The sequence below is a fragment of the Staphylococcus sp. GDX8P54P genome (assembly GCF_017893165.1).
GTDB lineage: Bacteria > Bacillota > Bacilli > Staphylococcales > Staphylococcaceae > Staphylococcus > Staphylococcus borealis.
Genome location: NZ_JAESMM010000033.1, coordinates 17,991 through 36,983, shown reverse-complemented (window position 1 = coordinate 36,983; position 18,993 = coordinate 17,991). Strand labels below are relative to the sequence as shown.

15 protein-coding genes are annotated in these 18,993 nt (G+C 34.2%); 4 read left to right on the top strand and 11 right to left on the bottom strand.

The window, feature by feature from the left end; translation table 11 throughout:
- Positions 1-31: 31 nt before the first annotated feature.
- Together brnQ and KA909_RS10695 are read right to left on the bottom strand one after the other, a co-directional pair.
- Positions 32-1,393, bottom strand: coding sequence for a branched-chain amino acid transport system II carrier protein (brnQ, locus tag KA909_RS10700; RefSeq protein ID WP_193838685.1), 1,362 nt, complete (start codon positions 1,391-1,393; stop codon positions 32-34).
- A gap of 230 nt (positions 1,394-1,623) precedes the next feature.
- Complete coding sequence (locus tag KA909_RS10695; RefSeq protein WP_193838684.1) at positions 1,624-2,823, bottom strand: GTP-binding protein; 1,200 nt, start codon at positions 2,821-2,823, stop codon at positions 1,624-1,626.
- Positions 2,824-3,081: 258 nt separating this feature from the next.
- Here KA909_RS10695 and KA909_RS10690 point away from each other — a divergent pair, with 258 nt between their 5' ends.
- From KA909_RS10690 to mntC, 3 genes are read left to right on the top strand one after another with little or no spacing between them, the layout of a single operon-like run.
- Positions 3,082-3,825, top strand: a complete 744-nt coding sequence (locus tag KA909_RS10690; RefSeq protein ID WP_193838683.1) for a metal ABC transporter ATP-binding protein — start codon at positions 3,082-3,084, stop codon at positions 3,823-3,825.
- A complete protein-coding gene (locus KA909_RS10685) occupies positions 3,818-4,654 on the top strand; it encodes a metal ABC transporter permease (RefSeq protein WP_053030184.1) in 837 nt (278 codons plus the stop codon). Before KA909_RS10690 ends, KA909_RS10685 begins: the two co-directional genes overlap by 8 nt.
- On the top strand, positions 4,651-5,580 hold the full coding sequence (mntC, locus tag KA909_RS10680) for a manganese ABC transporter substrate-binding lipoprotein MntC (protein WP_193838682.1): 930 nt from the start codon (positions 4,651-4,653) through the stop codon (positions 5,578-5,580). Before KA909_RS10685 ends, mntC begins: the two co-directional genes overlap by 4 nt.
- A 496-nt stretch (positions 5,581-6,076) precedes the next feature.
- Here mntC and KA909_RS10675 read toward each other — a convergent pair whose 3' ends face one another.
- The 7 genes from KA909_RS10675 to KA909_RS10650 form a co-directional block, all read right to left on the bottom strand.
- Entirely contained in the window at positions 6,077-7,372 is a 1,296-nt protein-coding gene (locus tag KA909_RS10675; protein ID WP_245339381.1) for a DUF5776 domain-containing protein, read from the bottom strand.
- A complete protein-coding gene (locus tag KA909_RS13560; protein ID WP_245339379.1) occupies positions 7,345-7,971 on the bottom strand; it encodes a glycosyltransferase family 2 protein in 627 nt (208 codons plus the stop codon). Before KA909_RS13560 ends, KA909_RS10675 begins: the two co-directional genes overlap by 28 nt.
- 16 nt (positions 7,972-7,987) lie before the next feature.
- Positions 7,988-9,055: an acyltransferase family protein gene (locus KA909_RS10670; protein WP_193838680.1), complete on the bottom strand. Its 1,068-nt coding sequence runs from the start codon at positions 9,053-9,055 to the stop codon at positions 7,988-7,990.
- A 571-nt stretch (positions 9,056-9,626) separates the two neighbouring features.
- Positions 9,627-9,761, bottom strand: a complete 135-nt coding sequence (locus tag KA909_RS10665; protein WP_312883989.1) for a MepB family protein — start codon at positions 9,759-9,761, stop codon at positions 9,627-9,629.
- A 106-nt stretch (positions 9,762-9,867) separates the two neighbouring features.
- The gene (locus KA909_RS10660) at positions 9,868-10,722 is read right to left on the bottom strand and encodes a GIY-YIG nuclease family protein (RefSeq protein WP_193838679.1); all 855 of its coding nucleotides are present in this window, start codon (positions 10,720-10,722) and stop codon (positions 9,868-9,870) included.
- A gap of 151 nt (positions 10,723-10,873) precedes the next feature.
- The gene (gene thrS / locus KA909_RS10655; RefSeq protein ID WP_210130190.1) at positions 10,874-12,790 is read right to left on the bottom strand and encodes a threonine--tRNA ligase; all 1,917 of its coding nucleotides are present in this window, start codon (positions 12,788-12,790) and stop codon (positions 10,874-10,876) included.
- Positions 12,791-13,161: 371 nt separating this feature from the next.
- Entirely contained in the window at positions 13,162-14,214 is a 1,053-nt protein-coding gene (locus KA909_RS10650) for a PTS sugar transporter subunit IIC (RefSeq protein WP_053030192.1), read from the bottom strand.
- 301 nt (positions 14,215-14,515) lie between these two features.
- Here KA909_RS10650 and KA909_RS10645 point away from each other — a divergent pair, with 301 nt between their 5' ends.
- Positions 14,516-15,739 carry an ArgE/DapE family deacylase gene (locus tag KA909_RS10645; protein WP_193838678.1) on the top strand — a complete coding sequence of 408 codons (1,224 nt, stop codon included), beginning with the start codon at positions 14,516-14,518 and terminating at the stop codon, positions 15,737-15,739.
- A gap of 307 nt (positions 15,740-16,046) precedes the next feature.
- On the opposite strand, the gene KA909_RS10640 is transcribed toward KA909_RS10645, so the two are convergent.
- Entirely contained in the window at positions 16,047-17,399 is a 1,353-nt protein-coding gene (locus tag KA909_RS10640; RefSeq protein ID WP_481906438.1) for a trypsin-like peptidase domain-containing protein, read from the bottom strand.
- 290 nt (positions 17,400-17,689) lie between these two features.
- The gene (locus tag KA909_RS10635) at positions 17,690-18,895 is read right to left on the bottom strand and encodes an MFS transporter (RefSeq protein ID WP_193838677.1); all 1,206 of its coding nucleotides are present in this window, start codon (positions 18,893-18,895) and stop codon (positions 17,690-17,692) included.
- Between the last annotated feature and the right edge of the window lie 98 nt (positions 18,896-18,993).

Below are 18,993 nucleotides of genomic sequence, written 5' to 3'. Positions count from 1 at the left end.
TGTCCCAGGCTCACAGCTTATAACTGCATATTTATTGTGTTTGTGTATGTCTACGAGAACGAATTGAATAAACGATTAGTCCTATAATAAATCCTATAATTGCTGGAACGATCCAGCCCATGCCAATTGTAAAGAATGGTAAATAGTGTTCGGCAAAGCCAATGAATGCTTGTGCGAATGATGTTTTCGCAAAGAATTCTGGACTTGCATTGATGCCGTCAAAGAATGCTGCAAACATAGTAAAGAACGTTGTAAATTTATAAACAATTGTCGAATGATTAAATAATGGGCTGACAAGTGTTAATAAAATAAGTGTAATCGCTAATGGATAGATAAACATAAGTACAGGTGTTGAATACATAATGATCTTAGTTAATCCGACATTCGCGAAGATACAGGCAAGTAGTGCGACACCTGTTGCCAACCAAAGGTAATTCATTTTCGGGAATAGTTCTGTGAATGTTTCTGAAAAGGCAGTTATTAAACCAATCGCCGTCTTCAAACATGCCACAATAATAATTAGCGATAAGATGATAATGCCATAATCTCCAAGATAGTGTTGCGCGATTTGAGCAAGTGCGATACCACCATTTTCACTCACTTTAAAATGGCCTAAACTCATCGTACCCATTAAAGCAAGTAACGTGTAAATCACGCCCATTCCTACGATACTTATAAATCCTGACTTAAACGTTTCTTTAGCAATCCCATTCGGATTGGTAATACCTAATTTCTTAATCGTTGTCACAATGATAATCCCGAATGCGAGTGATGCGAGTGCGTCTAGTGTATTATAGCCGTCAATAAAGCCTTTCAATAAGACGCTATTACTATAGTTTGCACTTATTGGCGCATGACTAATACCACCCATAGGTTTAATAAACGCTAAGACAACTACGATACCTAGCAATACTAGAAATACTGGATTTAAGAATTTGCCTATGTAATCTAAAATTTTAGATGGCTTCCTAGAGAAAAACCATGCTATTAGAAAGAATAAAATACTGAATATCGGTAACACTAACTTTCCAGTGCTTGCCGAAATAAATGGTGAAAATGCAATTTCATACGATGTTGTTGCAAGTCTTGGTAACGCAAAAAACGGTCCAATTACTAAATATAGGGCAATTGTAAATGCATATGCATAGCCTTTACTCACTCTAGATGAAATATCGAAAACGCCATTCGTTTTAGAGATACCGATGGCTACGATACCTAGGAAAGGTAACCCAATCGCTGTAATTAAGAATCCTAAATTAGCAAGCCAAACATTGGCACCTGCTGTTTGTCCAAGATGAATAGGAAAGATTAAATTTCCTGCACCAAAGAATAAACCAAACAACATCGAACCAATAAATATATTTTCTTTGATTGAAAGTTTCTGTTTCATCATGTGTTACATCTCTCCTATTATGTGTTTACTAGCTATTATACATAAATTTAACATCTATTTGTTCAAAATATTCAATAAATTTAAATCATCACTATATTCAATGGATGATGCCATAAAAAAGACACCTCGTAACGGGCGTTTTGATTATTCCACGCAATCTACGAGGTGTTATCGTCCATCCTAAGCCACGTTGTCTTTCAAACATTAACTACTGGAACGATGGTATGATATTAAGCTTTTCGAATTTGCCATTGATATGGATCTTCTAATTGATTCCAATCACTACCAATTTCATCGCTATTTACTAAGCATTGATCTAATTCCTTTACAATTTGTTCTTGATCTAATTCTGTACCGATAATTACAAATTGTGTATTTCTGTCACCATATTCGATATCCCAACTTTCGGCAACATCTGGTCGTTGATTAAGAATTTGTTCTCGTTGTTCTGGCGACATTGCAGCTACCCAATACGTTACCGGACTAATATTACAAGATGAACCTGCTTGAGATAATAAGCATGCAACTTGATTATATTGTGCTAACCAAACAATCCCTTTTGCACGAACAATGTTATTAGGCATTTGTTCTAACCAATCATTGAAACGTTTCGCGTGAAACGGTAAACGTCTTGAATAGACAAATGATCCAATCCCATACTCTTCTGTCTCAGGTGTATGTTCAGCGTGACCACCTTCAGTTAATTCTTTTATCCAACCTGCAGAATTACTTGCTTGTTCAAAATCAAAGCGACCTGTATTTAACACATCATTGATATCCACTTCGGAATTTGTCGTTTTGATTAATTTAGCATCCGGTTGTAATTTTCTTAAGATGTTTTCTAATTTTGTTAATTCCGCTTCGGTAACTAAATCCGTCTTATTGATCACTAACACATCACAGAATTCGACTTGATCAATGAGTAAATCGGCAATTGAGCGTTCATCTGTTTGGTCTGCACCTTGATCACGATCTACAAGTAAATCTTCAGAATTAATGTCATTAATAAATCGGTTCGCATCTACAACAGTTACCATTGTATCTAATCGACAAATAGAAGTTAAATCAATACCTAATGCATCGTCAATATAAGAGAAGGTTTGTGCAACAGGTACCGGTTCAGATATCCCTGTAGATTCAATCACAATATAATCAATATTTCCTTTTTCTACTAGACGCTCAACTTCTTGTAATAAATCATCTCTTAACGTACAGCAAATACAACCATTAGATAATTCGACTAATTTTTCATCTGTTCGAGATAACCCGCCCCCATCAGCAACTAAGTCTTTATCAATATTTACCTCACTCATATCATTCACAATAACCGCAATTCGACGGCCTTCACGATTATTTAAAATGTGGTTAAGTAATGTTGTCTTACCTGATCCAAGATAACCACTCAATACCGTTACAGGTATCTTGCCCATAAAATCATACCTTTCTTTTTATAAATCGTAATTATTACGTTTTATATTTTACATTTAAATTTTTAATTGTCAATCAAACTAATGATAATCAAATGTAGCCATATCAATGATTAACGCTCACTCTAGAACTTATTTACCGAAATGAATTAATACTCTTTCCACACTTTTATTAACTATCACGACTTGACACGCTCTATTTTCGGAAGTTATTATGAAATAAATTAGGTTAACCTAAACTTTTATTTAGGAGGTAGTTTGTTGATAGAAATTAACAACATGAATTTGCATTTAAATCATAAACATGTGCTGAAAGATATTTCTTTAAAGATTCCAATATCAGGAGAAATCATTGGCATCATGGGGCCCAACGGTGCGGGTAAGTCTTCATTGCTAAAAAGCTTGATCGGAACGTTTAACGCTAGTGGCGAGATGTATTTATATGGCAAATCCATACATAAACAATTGCAATACATTACATACATTCCTCAAAAAGCGCAATTAGACTTAGACTTCCCAATCAATGTTGAGAAAGTCATTCTATCTGGCTGCTATCAAACCATTGGCTGGTTCAAACGTGTCGATCATGCGTCTAAAACAAAATTTCAAAAACTATTAAGAGACTTAGATTTAGAAGCGTTGCAATACAAACAAATTTCCGAGCTCAGTGGCGGTCAATTGCAACGTGTTCTTGTAGCAAGAGCATTGATGTCTGATAGTACAGTTTATTTATTAGACGAACCGTTTGTAGGCATCGATTTTAATAGTGAGCAACTTATTATGGAGAAACTTCGTCAATTAAAGGCGCAAGGTAAGCTTATTCTTATCGTGCACCATGATTTATCTAAAGCAGAAGACTATTTCGACCGTATTCTTTTACTGAATCGTACAGTTAGATTCTTTGGTTCTAGTCATCAAGCAATGCAGCCCCAATATCTCAATCGCACATTTTTATTTAATGTGACTTCTACGTTTAATGAAGGGAGTGACATAGCAAATGACTGATTTCATTCAACATTTATTTGATTATCAGTTCTTAAATCGCGCTTTAATTACATCTATTATAGTGGGCGTGGTTTGTGGGACTGTCGGAAGTTTAATCATCCTTCGTGGATTATCGTTGATGGGAGATGCGATGAGTCATGCCGTTTTACCTGGTGTGGCGTTGTCATTCTTATTCAATATTCCGATGTTCATCGGCGCATTAGTCACTGGCATGATTGCAAGTTTATTAATTGGATACATTTCAAATAATAGTAAAACAAAGCCAGATGCAGCGATTGGCATCAGTTTCACTGCATTTCTCGCAACGGGTGTCATCATTATTAGTCTGATAAACAGCACGACAGATTTACATCATATTTTATTTGGTAACTTACTCGCGATTACCCGACAAACATTTTGGACAACCCTTATTATTGGTGCCATCGTGATGTTACTGATTGTCATATTGTATCGACCATTAATGATTTCAACGTTTGATCCAACATTCAGTCGCGTAAGTGGGTTGAATACTACAGTCATTCATTATTTTGTAATGCTCTTACTCGCCTTAGTCACCGTTGCTAGTATTCAAACTGTTGGCATTATCCTAGTCGTCGCATTACTTGTTACACCGGCATCGACTGCCTTTTTAATCACAAAGAATCTTTATTCAATGATGATTGTAGCAAGTTTGATTGGCGTAGTAAGTTCGATTGTCGGATTGTACTTTAGCTTTATTTACAATCTTCCAAGTGGGGCAACGATTGTCATTGCAACATTTAGTATATATATCTTGACCCTTCTCTTTTCAAAATTAAAAACAAAGTATAGAGGTGTACACACAACATGAAAAAATTTATTCCATTACTTATTGCATTGATTCTAGTTCTAGCAGCGTGTAGTTCAAATTCTAGTGACCAACATTCTAAAAATCATGACAAATTGAAGGTTGTCACAACCAATTCCATTATTTATGACATGGTCAAACAAGTCGGTGGTGACAAGGTAGACGTCCATAGTATCGTACCTGTAGGACAAGACCCGCATGAATACGAAGTGAAACCGAAAGATATTAAACAACTTACTGATGCAGATGTTATCTTCTACAATGGTTTCAATTTAGAATCTGGTAACGGTTGGTTTGAAAAAGCTTTAGAACAAGCTGGCAAATCTACAGATGATAAGTCAGTCTTCGCGGTGTCTAAAGGCGTTAATCCTATTTATTTAAATGGTGAAACAGGTAATAAGGACAAGATTGATCCACATGCATGGTTAAGTTTGGATAATGGTATTCAATACGTTAAGAATATTCAAGAACAACTTGTGAAAGCAGATGCCTCACATAAAGCAGACTATCACAAACAAGGTGATGCTTATCTTGCTGAACTTGAAAAGTTAAACAAAGACAGTAAAGATAAATTCAATGATATTCCAAAACAAGAACGTGCTATGATTACAAGTGAAGGTGCCTTCAAATACTTCTCAAAAGCCTTTGATATCAAGCCAGGCTATATTTGGGAAATCAATACTGAGAAACAAGGTACACCGTCACAAATGAAACAAGCTATCAAGTTTGTTAAAGACAATCACATCAAACATTTATTAGTTGAAACAAGTGTAGATAAAAAATCTATGTATAGCTTATCTGAGGAAACTGGTAAGCAGATTTACGGAGAAGTCTTTACCGATTCAATCGGAGAAAAAGGCTCTAAAGGTGATTCATATTATAAAATGATGAAACACAATATCGAAACAATCCATGGAAGCATGGAATAGACTTAATTAAAACAACGCAATTAAGAAATTAAATTAATATTATTATCATCCTCCTATTAAAATAGCCAGTAAATGAATTTTTAGGAATTCATTTATTGGCTTATTATTTTTTATATGCTTAGTTAACATCTAGATCCTAAAGCAGCTCTTGGATGGATAATCACTCACATAAGTTGCTTCGCGTTCCTGGGGTGCTGTCTCTAAAGTAGTTCTTAAATGGATCTTCATTTCACTTAAGTTGAGACGCTTGCCTAGGGGGCTGGGTCGAGCCTTGGTCTCGACACTCATCCTGCTCCCTCAGGCGTCGCTCAACTACGTTCCATTACCCATTTTAGAACTACTTACTTAAGTGTGTGAGCACTTACGTTCATCAACCCTAGCTTGCTTTGCTTGTAGATTTTCTTGTTGAAAATCTCTTTGCTGGGGCCCCGCACACAACGTCATTCGATGTCCATCTTTGGAACTAATGAATCCTAAGTCATAAATAAATGTCGTATTATTTGATTATCTCAATAAAATCCTTATTTGCTGTTAAGAATAGCCCTTCTTGTGTTACGAGTCTTGGTGTTGCGTTCTTAGTATAAATAATGTCTTTAATAGTCAGTACATCTTCTTTTTTAAGTTTACCTACTACATTATCTTTGAAATTACGTGAGTCATACAATTTACAAGCTTTTATAATTTTCACAGTTTTAGGCACCTTAGTAATATACTGTTCTAAACCTGCTGTGTTAATCAAGGTAATAAAGTCTTTATTCGCTGTTATAACGCTACCATCTTTTAATATCAGACGCGGTGTACCATTCGATGTATATTGAACATCTGATACGTCTACTCTAGCACCGGCTTCTAAACTATCGATTTGTTCATTAAAAGATAAGTCTTTGTATACTTTAATTTTTTTCAAGGTCATCATAGGATTCATGACTTTAGTGAAATATTTATGCGCTATATCTGTTGATTGTTGCGCTTGGTTTTCGTTTTCTTTATGAATGAATTCAACTTTAAAACTTTGACGTTTCATTTTATAGACATCATTGAAACTAGGATATGAGGCATATACTAATGATTGTCCTGATTCACCATACTTCACATTAAAATTAACATCGATGTTGCTATCTAACTTTTTAAATTCATCATGTGCAATATAAAGTCTATTGTCATTAAATTGGTACGCCACTTCATATTCATTAAATGCATTGTTGATTTCAACCATACTCACCGAACTAATGCTGATATCATCTGGTTTCATGACGTGAATGACTTCATATTTCTTGTCTTCTACCATTTGTGTTCCTTCGTAGACTGGATAGCAATCAACAGCAGTTGCTTGAATCATGTCGTATGGATGAACGAAATCTCTGAAGACCATGCCATCTTGAATGATATAACGCCATTGGTTATATACGACATCTTTCGTAAATTGAATAAATACCGATTCATCTGCATGATGGTATAACGTATAAATCTGCTTAAATACTGGATTCGTAATCAAAGTGTTGATATCAATACCATGCGCATTTAATGTTTGTTCGACTTTATCAAATACAGCATAAAATGCCTGTTTATCCATAGATTTAATAAATGTCTTCGTACGAAGGAATCTCGAGATAAAGTCTACTTCGACCATTCTTGATAAAGCCATATGTTTAAGTTGTGTAGGCATGTCCATTCGACACGTTCTATCTAGAATCGCTAAATTCAAGCTTGCTTTATCTAACATTGATGTTTGTTGTACTAACGATTTGTTTTCATCATAGCGATTCACGTGATACATAGGTTTTGTCGACATTGTAATCTTTTCCACTTTAGAAAATAGTTGGAAGAAAATAATTTATCTTCACCATATTTCATATGCTCAAATTCAATATGATTTTCCATAACTAAGCTTCGTTTAAATACTTTTCCTGGTGGCCCTACTGCTCTAAAGAGTTTACTAATATCTTGTGGTTTTAAATGAGACGCGTCTTTATAGCTAGTGAAAAAGGAATGATATGCCACGTTTTTTGACGTATGTTTGTAACTTTGACCCAGGCCAAAATCAGCATCATCTGCATTCACTTTCTCAATTACTTGTGGGAAGCCGTCCTTATCCAACCAATCATCCGCATCAAGTAACGTAATATACTTGCCTTGTGCTTCTCTCATTCCAATATTTCTAGGTTCAGAAGGACTACCTGTATTTTCAGGTAATTGAATTAACTTTATAAAGTCATATTCCTTTTCATATGCCTTGATAATGTCAACCGATTGATCCGTCGAACAATCATCTACAAATATTGCTTCAATCGTGCTTTTGTCTATCTTTAAATCAATTAATGACTCTATACACTTTTTTAAAAAATGTTCTTTATTATACACAGATATAATAATTGAAACTACTTTAGCCATCATTATCCCCCACTTTTTAATCAACTAAATTTTGTTTATAACTTTGATAGTACGTTTCATATTTCATCTTCCCTATGCCACCAACAATATACTTACCAAATTTACTTAAGTTCATAACGTAGGCGATACATATTGAGAATGTCACGGTTAACGTAAACGTAAATAATATGTTTAATAACGGATGATCATGTAGTGCTCCTAATCGATGCACGAAGAAGTAATGAATTAAATAAATTGAAAATGAATAATTACTTATGAAAATAATAAATCTTGGAACATACTTGAAATAAGATGCAATTAAAAAGAATAGTAAAATGACTAATGTCACATAAATAGGTGTATCAAAGCGTTTAGAATCAACTAAAGTTAAAATGCCAAACAAGTAATTAAAAATGACAAATATAGTAACGATGATTGTCCCACTCACAATATGGACTGTATATTTTTGAATGTTACTCATTAATTTTTCATAGTGATAACCCATATAGAAACCTAATAGGAAGTAACTCAACCAGCCAACAAAGATCATCCAACCTTCTCTTTGCCATAACCAATTAAAATAAATTGATTCTGGTGCGGGAATGAAATTTCTCATAGCCCAGAATAAAGAAGTAATCATCAGTGAATAAATAATTAATTTGATGGGATTAAGTTTGACCAAATATTTAGCAAATAATGTATGTAATAAATAAAACTGAAAAATGATTACAATAAAATAGGTTAATGTTCCACCACGAAACATCATAAAGACTACAGAATCCATGTAATCTTCAAAATTCTTAGGATGTCCATAAACATAAGCAAGTCCTAAATTAATGATGATATATGGAATACCTAACGTTAGTAACTTTTGCTTAAAGAAGCCATCTTTAACTTTCGTTTTATACTGCTTAGCTAACAAGAATTCTGAAATAAAAACAAACATCGGTGTTGCGTATAACAATAACAATTGAAAGATTCTTAACAAGTAGCCTTCATTTGGCATATCGAATTTATAAAAGGTCGTTGTTATTGTATGTATCATGACAACACTTAAACAGGCGATTGTCCTCATCCAGAAAATAATCGATGTATAAACCCTCATTTGTATTCTCCCTTTTTCATACTAAACTACGATTGTTTTATATTTGAATTCTCAAAAAAATCGCAATCAACACTTATTATACAATAGTAATTTATATAACTTCAAAAAAATATAAATCAAATCGTTTTAAACATGCAATCAATGAAAAAATCAAAAAAATAGCACGCTAACTCAATAGCATGCTGTCAATCAAAGATATTTATCTTTTCAGTTTTTTTATAATGATACAAATTCCGAAAATCAGTAAAACATATTGGAATACGTTGCCTATTACTTGGACAACAATATAAAAAGGAATGATAAAAAGCAATGTTCCAAAAATGATAGAGAAAAATAATATGACAAAAGACAAGTCCTCAGACACATCTTGTCTTAATTTGTTTCTCAACAATAATCTAATTAAATCATTTACGAAAAACACGCACTTCCATATACAATACATAAACACAGCCAGTAAAAATATGGAATAAGGTACGACGACTAACATTTGAATGAGTGCAATAATACCGTCCATGTATTCTCTCCATTTATTTATAAAATTATTTGTTACTGTAAAACGTAGATTGGGTATTTATTCATGCGTTATCTCATTAAAATATGCACACTGCCATGCTTGTGTCTTCGTTGCCGTTTGATTTAATTCTGTCTCCCACGGTGGGTACACTCTTAATGCCATTTTTCCTTTAAACGCATCACTTTTTAAAATACCTTTCTAGCAAGTGATAAGACTTCAATGTTTCAATGGATTTCATATACAAACGCCTTGTTTGATTTGTTATAAATTTCACAAACAATCAATTTAATCTCTAAAATCAATTATGATTCATACCATGCTTTTTGGTATCCAATACTGTTTTCCAATAATTCTCTCTTTCAATTATTGTATTGGACTTTGTCTTTGTATCAAATATTTCTAGGATAGCGTATTGAAAGTGCTGAATAATATATTCTCTACCCTTTTCATTTAAAATAGTTAGAAATTCTTTATTGCCACCGGTTAAATTATTTAAATGTGCATAGTTCGACCATCGTTGCCAAATTCCATCAGTATTGCCTGACGCTGATCCAATATAGAGTTGTCCCGTTTCTAAATCAGTAATAACATAAACGCCTTTAACATGACTTAATGCATCTTTCCAACTTGGTTCATTTCTATCTATAATCTGTTGTAATTCTTTATGCTTTAAACAAACGTGTTGATACCCTTTAAAATGTCCTAATTTAACATTTGGTGCTATTTCATAAACTTCTGGATTTAATTGTTCCTGTACAGTTGAATAGCGACGATTATATACATCTCTACCGATAGGTTTTTGTATTTTAATAATGAGCCTTTTTCGATATTCTTTATAATCATCAAGTAATGTTAGTTTGTACCCAACTTGGTTAAATACTTCTGGATTGATCTTTTCAACCTTATAAATACCACCAAAAACGAAATATTCTGGCCCATATGGATAATATTGAGCTAGGGCTATTAAGTAGTCTGCCGTATTGAGGTTATTGTTATTTTGTTTCGTTTTCCATGCATTCATAACTATCCAATCTTCACTATCTTCTAACAAAAAGTCCCATGCACGCTTATTAATATCTCCAGCATTCATATTGAATTTAATTTTAGTTTTACTTACATTTGGTGTCTGTATAAAATCTGTTAGCTTAATCATCTTTATAACCCTTAATCATTTAGTATTTTTATTATTTTAATACATTATATAATTATTCTACAATTTTAATATTTTATATTGAATAGTAAATAATAAAAAACCTATCAGAGATATGCACTCTGATAGGCTTGGTTGAGTTCAGATTATATCATTAAACTAATAAGGCTTTGCTTTCAATTTCATGTTTTAGTTTTTCAACGAATGTTTGAATATCCATTGTTTCGTTATCGTGATGTGCGTACTTTCTTGATGACACAGTTTGATGTTGTTGTTCATCGTCACCTAATACTAATGTGTATGGAATTTTATTCATTTGGCTTTCTCTAATTTTCTTGCCTAACTTTTCATCTCGGTCGTCTATAGCGACGCGAATATTCTCGTTTCTTAATGTGTCTGCAACTTTACGGACGTAGTCATCATTATTATCTGATACGCCGATTAAATTCACTTGTACAGGTGCCATCCATAATGGGAAGGCACCTTTGAAGTGTTCTATCAAGATACCGAAGAAGCGGTCTAAAGAGCCGAAGACTGCTCTGTGTAATACCACTGGACGTGCTTTCTCATTCTGTTCATTGATATAAGTTAAATCAAACTTTTCTGGCATTTGGAAGTCTAATTGTACTGTTGCACATTGGTGACTACGATTTAATGCATCTTTAATATGTACGTCAATTTTAGGACCATAGAAGGCACCATCGCCTTCATTAATTGAATATGCCAAACCAAGGTCATCCAACACATGTGCCAATGACTGTTCCGCTTCATTCCACAAATCAATTTCACCTAGATAATCGTCTGGTCGTGTTGATAGTTCAATACTATAGTCAAAGCCAAAGACTGAATAGATATAGTCAATTAACTTCAGAATTTCTTGTACTTCTGATTTGATTTGAGATTTCATAATAAAGATATGCGCATCATCTTGGCAGAACGTTCTCACGCGTAGTAAACCATTCAACGCACCACTAAATTCATGACGATGTACTTGACCGAATTCAGCAATTCGAAGCGGTAAGTCTTTATAAGATCTTAATTCATTTTTGAAAATTAACATATGTCCCGGGCAATTCATTGGTTTCAATGCATAATCATTTTCATCTACTTTAGTGAAGTACATGTTTTCATGATAATGATCCCAGTGTCCTGACTCTTCCCATAGTCGTTTATTCATCATTAACGGTGTTCTTACTTCATCGTAATCATGTTTCAATTGCACTTCTCTTAAGAAACTTTCCATTTGATTTCGAATAAATTGACCATTTGAAAGATAGAATGGCATACCTGGTGCTTCTTCAGAGAACATAAATAATTTTAATTGTTTTCCTAAACGTCTATGATTGCGTTCATCTGCTTCTCTTAAAAACTCAAAATAGTCATCAAGTTGATCTTTAGAACTAAATGCTACACCGTAAATACGTTGCAACATTTTGTTGTCACTATCGCCACGCCAGTATGCACCAGACACTTTTGTTAACTTGAAATGATTTACAAATTTCGTACTTGGTACATGTGGACCAACACATAAATCTATAAATTCTCCTTGTTGATACAGTGAAAGCTGATCATCTTTATGTTCTTCAATCAATTCCAACTTATAAGGATTATCTTTAAAAATGTTTTTAGCTTCTGCATAACTTAAATCTTGTCGTTCAAATTTTAAATTTTCACTATGAATTTTCTTCATTTCTTTTTCAATTTTATTTAAGTCTGCTTCACTAATCGATTCATCTAAATCAATATCATAGTAAAAGCCATTTTCAATGACAGGACCAATTGTTAATTTTACGTCAGGATATAAACGAGTAAGTGCTTGTGCTAAGACATGTGCCGCAGAATGGCGCATCACATTTAAACCTTCTTGATCTTTAAGAGTGTAGAATGTGAGTTCACTATCCGCTTGGAGAGGATGGGTCAAATCAACTAAACGGTCATTCACACGGCAAACGACCGCTTCTTTATATAAAGATTGGCTAATAGATTGGGCTACCTCTTTAGCTAGAACACCTGCTTGATACGCTTTTTTACTTCCATCTGGAAATTGAATATGAATTTGTTGATTAGACATGATACATCTCTCCTTAAACATTTATATAAAATAAAAAACCCGTCCCTATAAAAGGGACGAGTCTTGAATACCCGTGGTTCCACCCAACATTCCATCTCATTCAAGAGATGGCACTTTAGTCATACTTTAACGCGTATGAAACGTTACATGTTTCCATGTAATGTATATAAAGGTAGTAAACTTTATTTTAAATTTAGGAATATCTCAGCACTTATTCCCTCTCTGTGAATTGACCATAAAGTTCTTGTCCTTAAATTCAATATTAATTTTTAATCATCATATACCTATCTTAAATGTTAGTCAAATACGTATCAAAATATTAAATTACCTACATGAGTTATCTTTTTGACAATTTATGTTTAATATTTGGCTTAAACTTTATATTTAAAGATATTAGGATCATAGAGTTTTAATACTTTTGTAAATAAATAATGGAAAAACAGTGCCGAAATTAACGGCACAATGATGTACGTAATGGCGATAATCAATAAGCCACTCGTTGTACCCATATCTAATAAATTTAATGATTTAATAGGTCCTACAAGACCAATCAATCCGAAACCTGCTGAATCTGGCGTACCTTTAATATTTAACAAGCCACCAACAAAACCTGAAACACCTGCTGTACAAATAATTGGTACCATCATCATTGGATGGCGAATCAGCGTCGGCATCATTAATTTCACTGCGCCAAGTAATACTGTAATCGGAACACCTGGTTTATTCACACGCCAGCTACCAACTGCAAGCATTATTGCACTTGCTGAAACACCCACTGCAGCCGAACCAGCGGCTAATCCTGAGATTCCAATTGCCAAACCTATACCGATAGATGATATCGGAGAGACGATTAAGATAGAGAATATCATTGCAATCAATACCGTCATGATAATAGGTTGTGTATTCGTTAAACCATTGATAACATCTCCTAATCCTAATGTAATCAATTTAGTATATGGCAAGATTAATAATCCAAGTAATCCAGCCACCGCACCACCAACGATAGGCAACACAATCATATTTAAACTACCCAGTTTATTGCCAATTAATAAAATAATGCCTACCGCAATGGAAGCAGTAATCATCGTATTAATTAAATCACCTATGCCAACAATGACCCACTTGTTATCTACAAATGTCGATGCACCAGACCCCACAAAAGCAGCTGCCCCTGTTACGGCGGTTTGTAATTGTGTTAAGCCAAATTGTGCCGCAATCAATATACCTGTCAAAATTGGAATTGAATATTGAATACCTTGCGTTACAAAGGCGATTTTCGTAAATATATCATTATACTGACCTAAGTATTTGCTTAACTCCCCTAAAATTGCGTTTGGAATCATACCTACTACAATTGCTAAAGCAACACCATTTAATACATTAAATATAAATGTTCTAGGTGTTATCATTTCTCTCTCACCCATAATTCTTATCCCTCATAAAACTTTCTCTTTTTCAAATTTTAATCTTGATTTTAAAGTATCGAACAAATAAATCAATCACATTATTTTAAATCATATAAAAATAAATATGTAACATTCATCATTTGTTCACAACTTCGATAGTATATTACATTAACTATTACGAATGTAACCCTTTTTTGATAACTATATCATTTAACATGCAATTTTATAAAATATATTAGGATGAATATTCATTATTATGTTTATAAATTACACTTTATGTATACATAATACTAATATTAAATTTAAGGTTGGGATACATATGTGGACTTTTAAAGAAGAAGATAAAATTGAGTTACTAGCAGATATTATTGAAATTCAGTCAGAAAATGATCACGAAATAGACGTTTGTCGTTATTTACAAAACGTATTAGCACGCTACGAAATACCATCTAAAATATTAAAAGTGAGCGAGACGAGAGCAAATTTAGTCGCTGAAATCGGTAGTGGTTCTCCGATATTAGCAATGAGTGGTCATATGGATGTTGTTGATGCCGGAAATCATGAGAAATGGACTTACCCACCATTTGAACTCACTGAACAAGACGGCAAATTATATGGACGTGGTACAACAGATATGAAAGGCGCCTTGATGGGAATGGTGATTACACTGATTGAATTAAAAATGTCTGACGCGCTACCAAAGGGAACCATCCGTTTGCTGGCGACGACTGGAGAGGAAAAAGAACAGGCAGGTGCCAAATTATTTGCGAAAGCAGGGTATTTAGATGATCTTGATGGCTTAATCATCGGGGAACCAACAGATAACGGTGTCTTCTATGCACATAAAGGTTCTATGGCATGTAAAGTGACGGCCACAGGTGTCGCTGCCCACAGTTCAATGCCATTTCTAGGAGACAACGCAATTAACACACTTGTACAATTTATCAATCAGTTAAATTCAAAGTATGCGGATATTAAACAACATGACCTGCAACATGCGTTGGATGTCGCACCTATGGTAAATAAATTTATGAAAGGCACATTAAGTGAGGAAGCGGAAAATTTTGCATCTGGCTTTACCATGCTCGGTTCAGTTATTAAAGGTGGTAAACAATTCAACTCTGTACCTGAAGAGGCCTCAATTGAATACAATGTACGGCCTGTACCTGAGTATAATAATGACTTTGTTAAAACATTATTCCAGCAAACGATTGACGAAGTAAATCGCGATGCATTGTCATTTGAAGTTGTAAGTGACCATCGTCCTGTAACAAGTGATAAAGACAACACCTTAATCAAAGTGATTACAGACGTTGCACCACATTATGTGAATAAGGATGATGTATTTGTCGCAGCATTTATAGGTACTACGGATGCATCTAGTCTTCTAGGTGATAATCCAAATAATGTAGATCTTGCAATTGTCGGTCCAGGAATTACAATTATGGCCCATCAAGTCGATGAATATATTGAAAAAGAGATGTACCTTAAATACATCGATATCTACAAAGAGGTAGCCGTGAAGTATTTGGCTAAAAAGTAATTTAATATTTAACATGCGACGTAGTATAGGCATTGATCATATGACAATCAGTGTCTATACTACGTCATTTTAGTGATGCATTTAAGTAAAATCCAATGTTGAGGTTAGGCTTACCTGTTAGTGACCGCAGTCTACCTTCCTTGTAATGGACGACACTTTTTCATTAAAACATCCCTAAAACAGTCATATTCGTTTGAACCACAACTCTCCTTTATGCTATGACGCATAACTTCAAGTAACTATAAAAAGAGCAGGATATTGACTAGCTTTAACTTCTGTCATCCCGCTCATTGTCGCAATCAGATTGTTACACAATATTATCCATAATTTCTTTGCGTAATTTGCCTCTGATTTCTGCCATCGTATTTAAATTGTATTTTTTATAATCACCTGAGTTTAATCGGAAAGCATGAATACCAATCACTTCATTCTTACTATTCAAGACTGCCCCACCAGAAGAGCCTGGTTCTGCCATCATTTGATAATAGCCAATCGGGTTCACATTACGTGCAGTCATCGTGTATTTCCCTTTTGAATGATACATTGTGCCGGCAGGATCATTTTTATATTTACCAGTCGGCTTACCATAGTGGTACATGTGAATAGGTGTGTTTGCTTTCATAGATTTAATCGAATTTTCTGATGCAATCTTTCTTATCTTCATATACTTTGAAATATCTTCATACGTATACACTAGAGAAACATCACCATATTGCAGCATTTGAACACCAAAGACTTCAAGTGTACGCACAATTTTAGATCCCTCTTGTAATATGTTGATACGCATATTTTGTGGTTGTGACGGTGTTAAAGGTTTATGCGCACTTTGATCATTAACAACATGATTCGCAGTTAGAATCGTATGCTTTCCAATTGCTGTACCAGTGCCATATGTTAATTGTTTTGCGGTTGGGTTCCAGTTATATACCGTTGCGATATTGGCATCTTTCGCTTTAGCGTGCTCAATGGTTACGCCTTTGTTGCCCGATTTCTTCATTATTTTTAAAGCGTCGTCAATACCGGATTCTTTCGTCGTTTGGCCGAAGTCGCGTACATTATCACCACCAGGCACATTAGATGGCCAACGCTTAGGCGCTTGATTATAGTAATTCTTTTTCGCCGTTGATGATGTTTTTTTAGACGCTTTGACTGTTGTTTGCGCACTTGGTTTCGCAGTTTTAGTCTTACTTACAACTGCCACATTCGTAATTGGTTTACTTTTCGTTTTGGTAGTTTGTGCTAATAACTGTGGCTTCGCAGATTGTGTACGCGTTACTTTTGATGCATTTTGTGGTTTTGTATTTGTTGAGACAACTTTTTTGTTAACCTTAGTTGGTTGATTTTGTTTTGAAACGTTTTGCGATGAAATTTGTGCTGTCGTACGATGCATTACCACATGTGATTGTTTAGAAGGTACTTTAGTCACTTGATTGCGATTAATTACCTTAGGCTGTGTTTGCACTTTAGCTTGAGTCGTTGCAACGTTACCTTTAGCCCCTTTGACTGGGTTGTGCTGTTGAGATGTTGGTTGAACACTTAAATCCTTACTTTTAGTAGATGCATATGCATCATTTAATTGAAACAGAAAAGATAATACCACTGTCATTAGGATGACAATTAATATGTGTGAATATTTCTTTAATGCTACCCCTTTGTTCACTATACTCGTCCCTGCTTTCTTCAAGTATCAAATTAATTAACTTTTATTTTAACTTATTATATAACTTATTTGACTCGCACCACAATATTAATAATTAAAGTGTTTTAATTTTTAATAAATATTAAATTTATATAAATAGAATTGTTTTCTTTTGAATGAACAACAATTTATTCCTATTTATAAACAATATAAGGAGCGGGACACGACACGCTTCGAATACATTAACACCATAACATGGATGTATAGCCATTTCTATGTTCTTCTTACTAAAGGGAGGTAAGACTTACCGCTTAGTCTTCAATATTCAGCACATCTTTATTTTTAAGTTGTACTTTCGTATAGTCCTCAGATTCATCTACTTTCATAGGTTTTACATTGACTTTTGGATAAATAAATAACGGAATCATACCAATCAAACCATAAATAAGAAATGTCATAGTATAGTTAAATTGATCTATTAAAGAACCAGCCACTACAGAACCTAATACTTGTCCTACTGCTAACATTAAGAACGGAATGCCGATGCCTAGGGAGGCATTTTTCAAGAAGACTTTAACGCCCCAAACTAATAGCACACCTGTTATAAATATATAACTTGCTCCAAATAAAGATGAAGCGATAAATGGAATCATCCATAAATGATATGTGAATGCTAATACAATGGAGGCAAGAGATAGAAAGATGACACCAATCATGTAAGCAGAACGTAAACCATAACGATCAATCATAGCACCAGACATGCCACCTACCATACCGAAGACACCAATTAAAATCCAAAACACAGAGAGACTAACATTGGAATATGTACCAATACTCTCTACGAAGGACTTAGAAAATGTCCAAAATGGCGCTGTTGAAAATCCCAATACTGTTGAGGCAACAATAATCTTTTTACTCGTACTGACGTCTCTAATGTTGAAAGACCCTGTTTCGATCTTCAATTCTTTGTTTAATGATGGAATCGCATAATAGTTCCAAATAATGACAATAATCGCAATAACACTATATATTAAATAGGTCATTCTCCAATTTAAAAACGGGAGCATCGCAGTTACACCAGTAAACATGAGACCTAAACTTGTCCCTGAATTAATCCACGTATTTGCTTTACCTTGCTCATGCCATTTGACCCATAGTGAAATCGCGTAGCCATATGGTGGTGAAACTAAACCTGTACTTCCCCCGGCGAATATAACTGCGATTGCAAGTAACAATGCCGCATGAGACACACTAATTAACATGAGACCTATTAAGACCGATAACCCTGCAAATAAAATCATAAGTTTCGGTCCAACGCGGTCTGTTTTTAAAGTAGCATAAATAATTGTGAAGCAATATGCTAAATAAAACAGCGATGAGATGAGCCCCGCTTGTGTCGCGTTTAAGTTTAAATCATTTGAAATACTCGGTAAAAATAAACCAAAACTAAAGCGCCCAAGTCCATAGCTTGTTGCAATCATCGCGATACCTGGTAAGACAATTTTAGAAAACTTCATTGTTCAATCTCCCTTTTATATAGAACGTTCATTATACTTTTATCGTTTAAAAGACGAGTCTGGGACAAAAATCGATATCTCAAGCTCCAAATATATGT

Coding starts and splice junctions, on each gene's coding strand:
- KA909_RS10660 (WP_193838679.1), bottom strand. CDS start 10,722: ATGATTAAGCTAACAGATTTTATACAGACACCAAATGTAAGTAAAACT.
- KA909_RS10685 (WP_053030184.1), top strand. CDS start 3,818: ATGACTGATTTCATTCAACATTTATTTGATTATCAGTTCTTAAATCGC.
- KA909_RS13560 (WP_245339379.1), bottom strand. CDS start 7,971: ATGGCTAAAGTAGTTTCAATTATTATATCTGTGTATAATAAAGAACAT.
- KA909_RS10650 (WP_053030192.1), bottom strand. CDS start 14,214: ATGGGTGAGAGAGAAATGATAACACCTAGAACATTTATATTTAATGTA.
- brnQ (WP_193838685.1), bottom strand. CDS start 1,393: ATGATGAAACAGAAACTTTCAATCAAAGAAAATATATTTATTGGTTCG.
- KA909_RS10635 (WP_193838677.1), bottom strand. CDS start 18,895: ATGAAGTTTTCTAAAATTGTCTTACCAGGTATCGCGATGATTGCAACA.
- mntC (WP_193838682.1), top strand. CDS start 4,651: ATGAAAAAATTTATTCCATTACTTATTGCATTGATTCTAGTTCTAGCA.
- KA909_RS10670 (WP_193838680.1), bottom strand. CDS start 9,055: ATGAGGGTTTATACATCGATTATTTTCTGGATGAGGACAATCGCCTGT.
- KA909_RS10695 (WP_193838684.1), bottom strand. CDS start 2,823: ATGGGCAAGATACCTGTAACGGTATTGAGTGGTTATCTTGGATCAGGT.
- thrS (WP_210130190.1), bottom strand. CDS start 12,790: ATGTCTAATCAACAAATTCATATTCAATTTCCAGATGGAAGTAAAAAA.
- KA909_RS10645 (WP_193838678.1), top strand. CDS start 14,516: ATGTGGACTTTTAAAGAAGAAGATAAAATTGAGTTACTAGCAGATATT.
- KA909_RS10675 (WP_245339381.1), bottom strand. CDS start 7,372: ATGTCGACAAAACCTATGTATCACGTGAATCGCTATGATGAAAACAAA.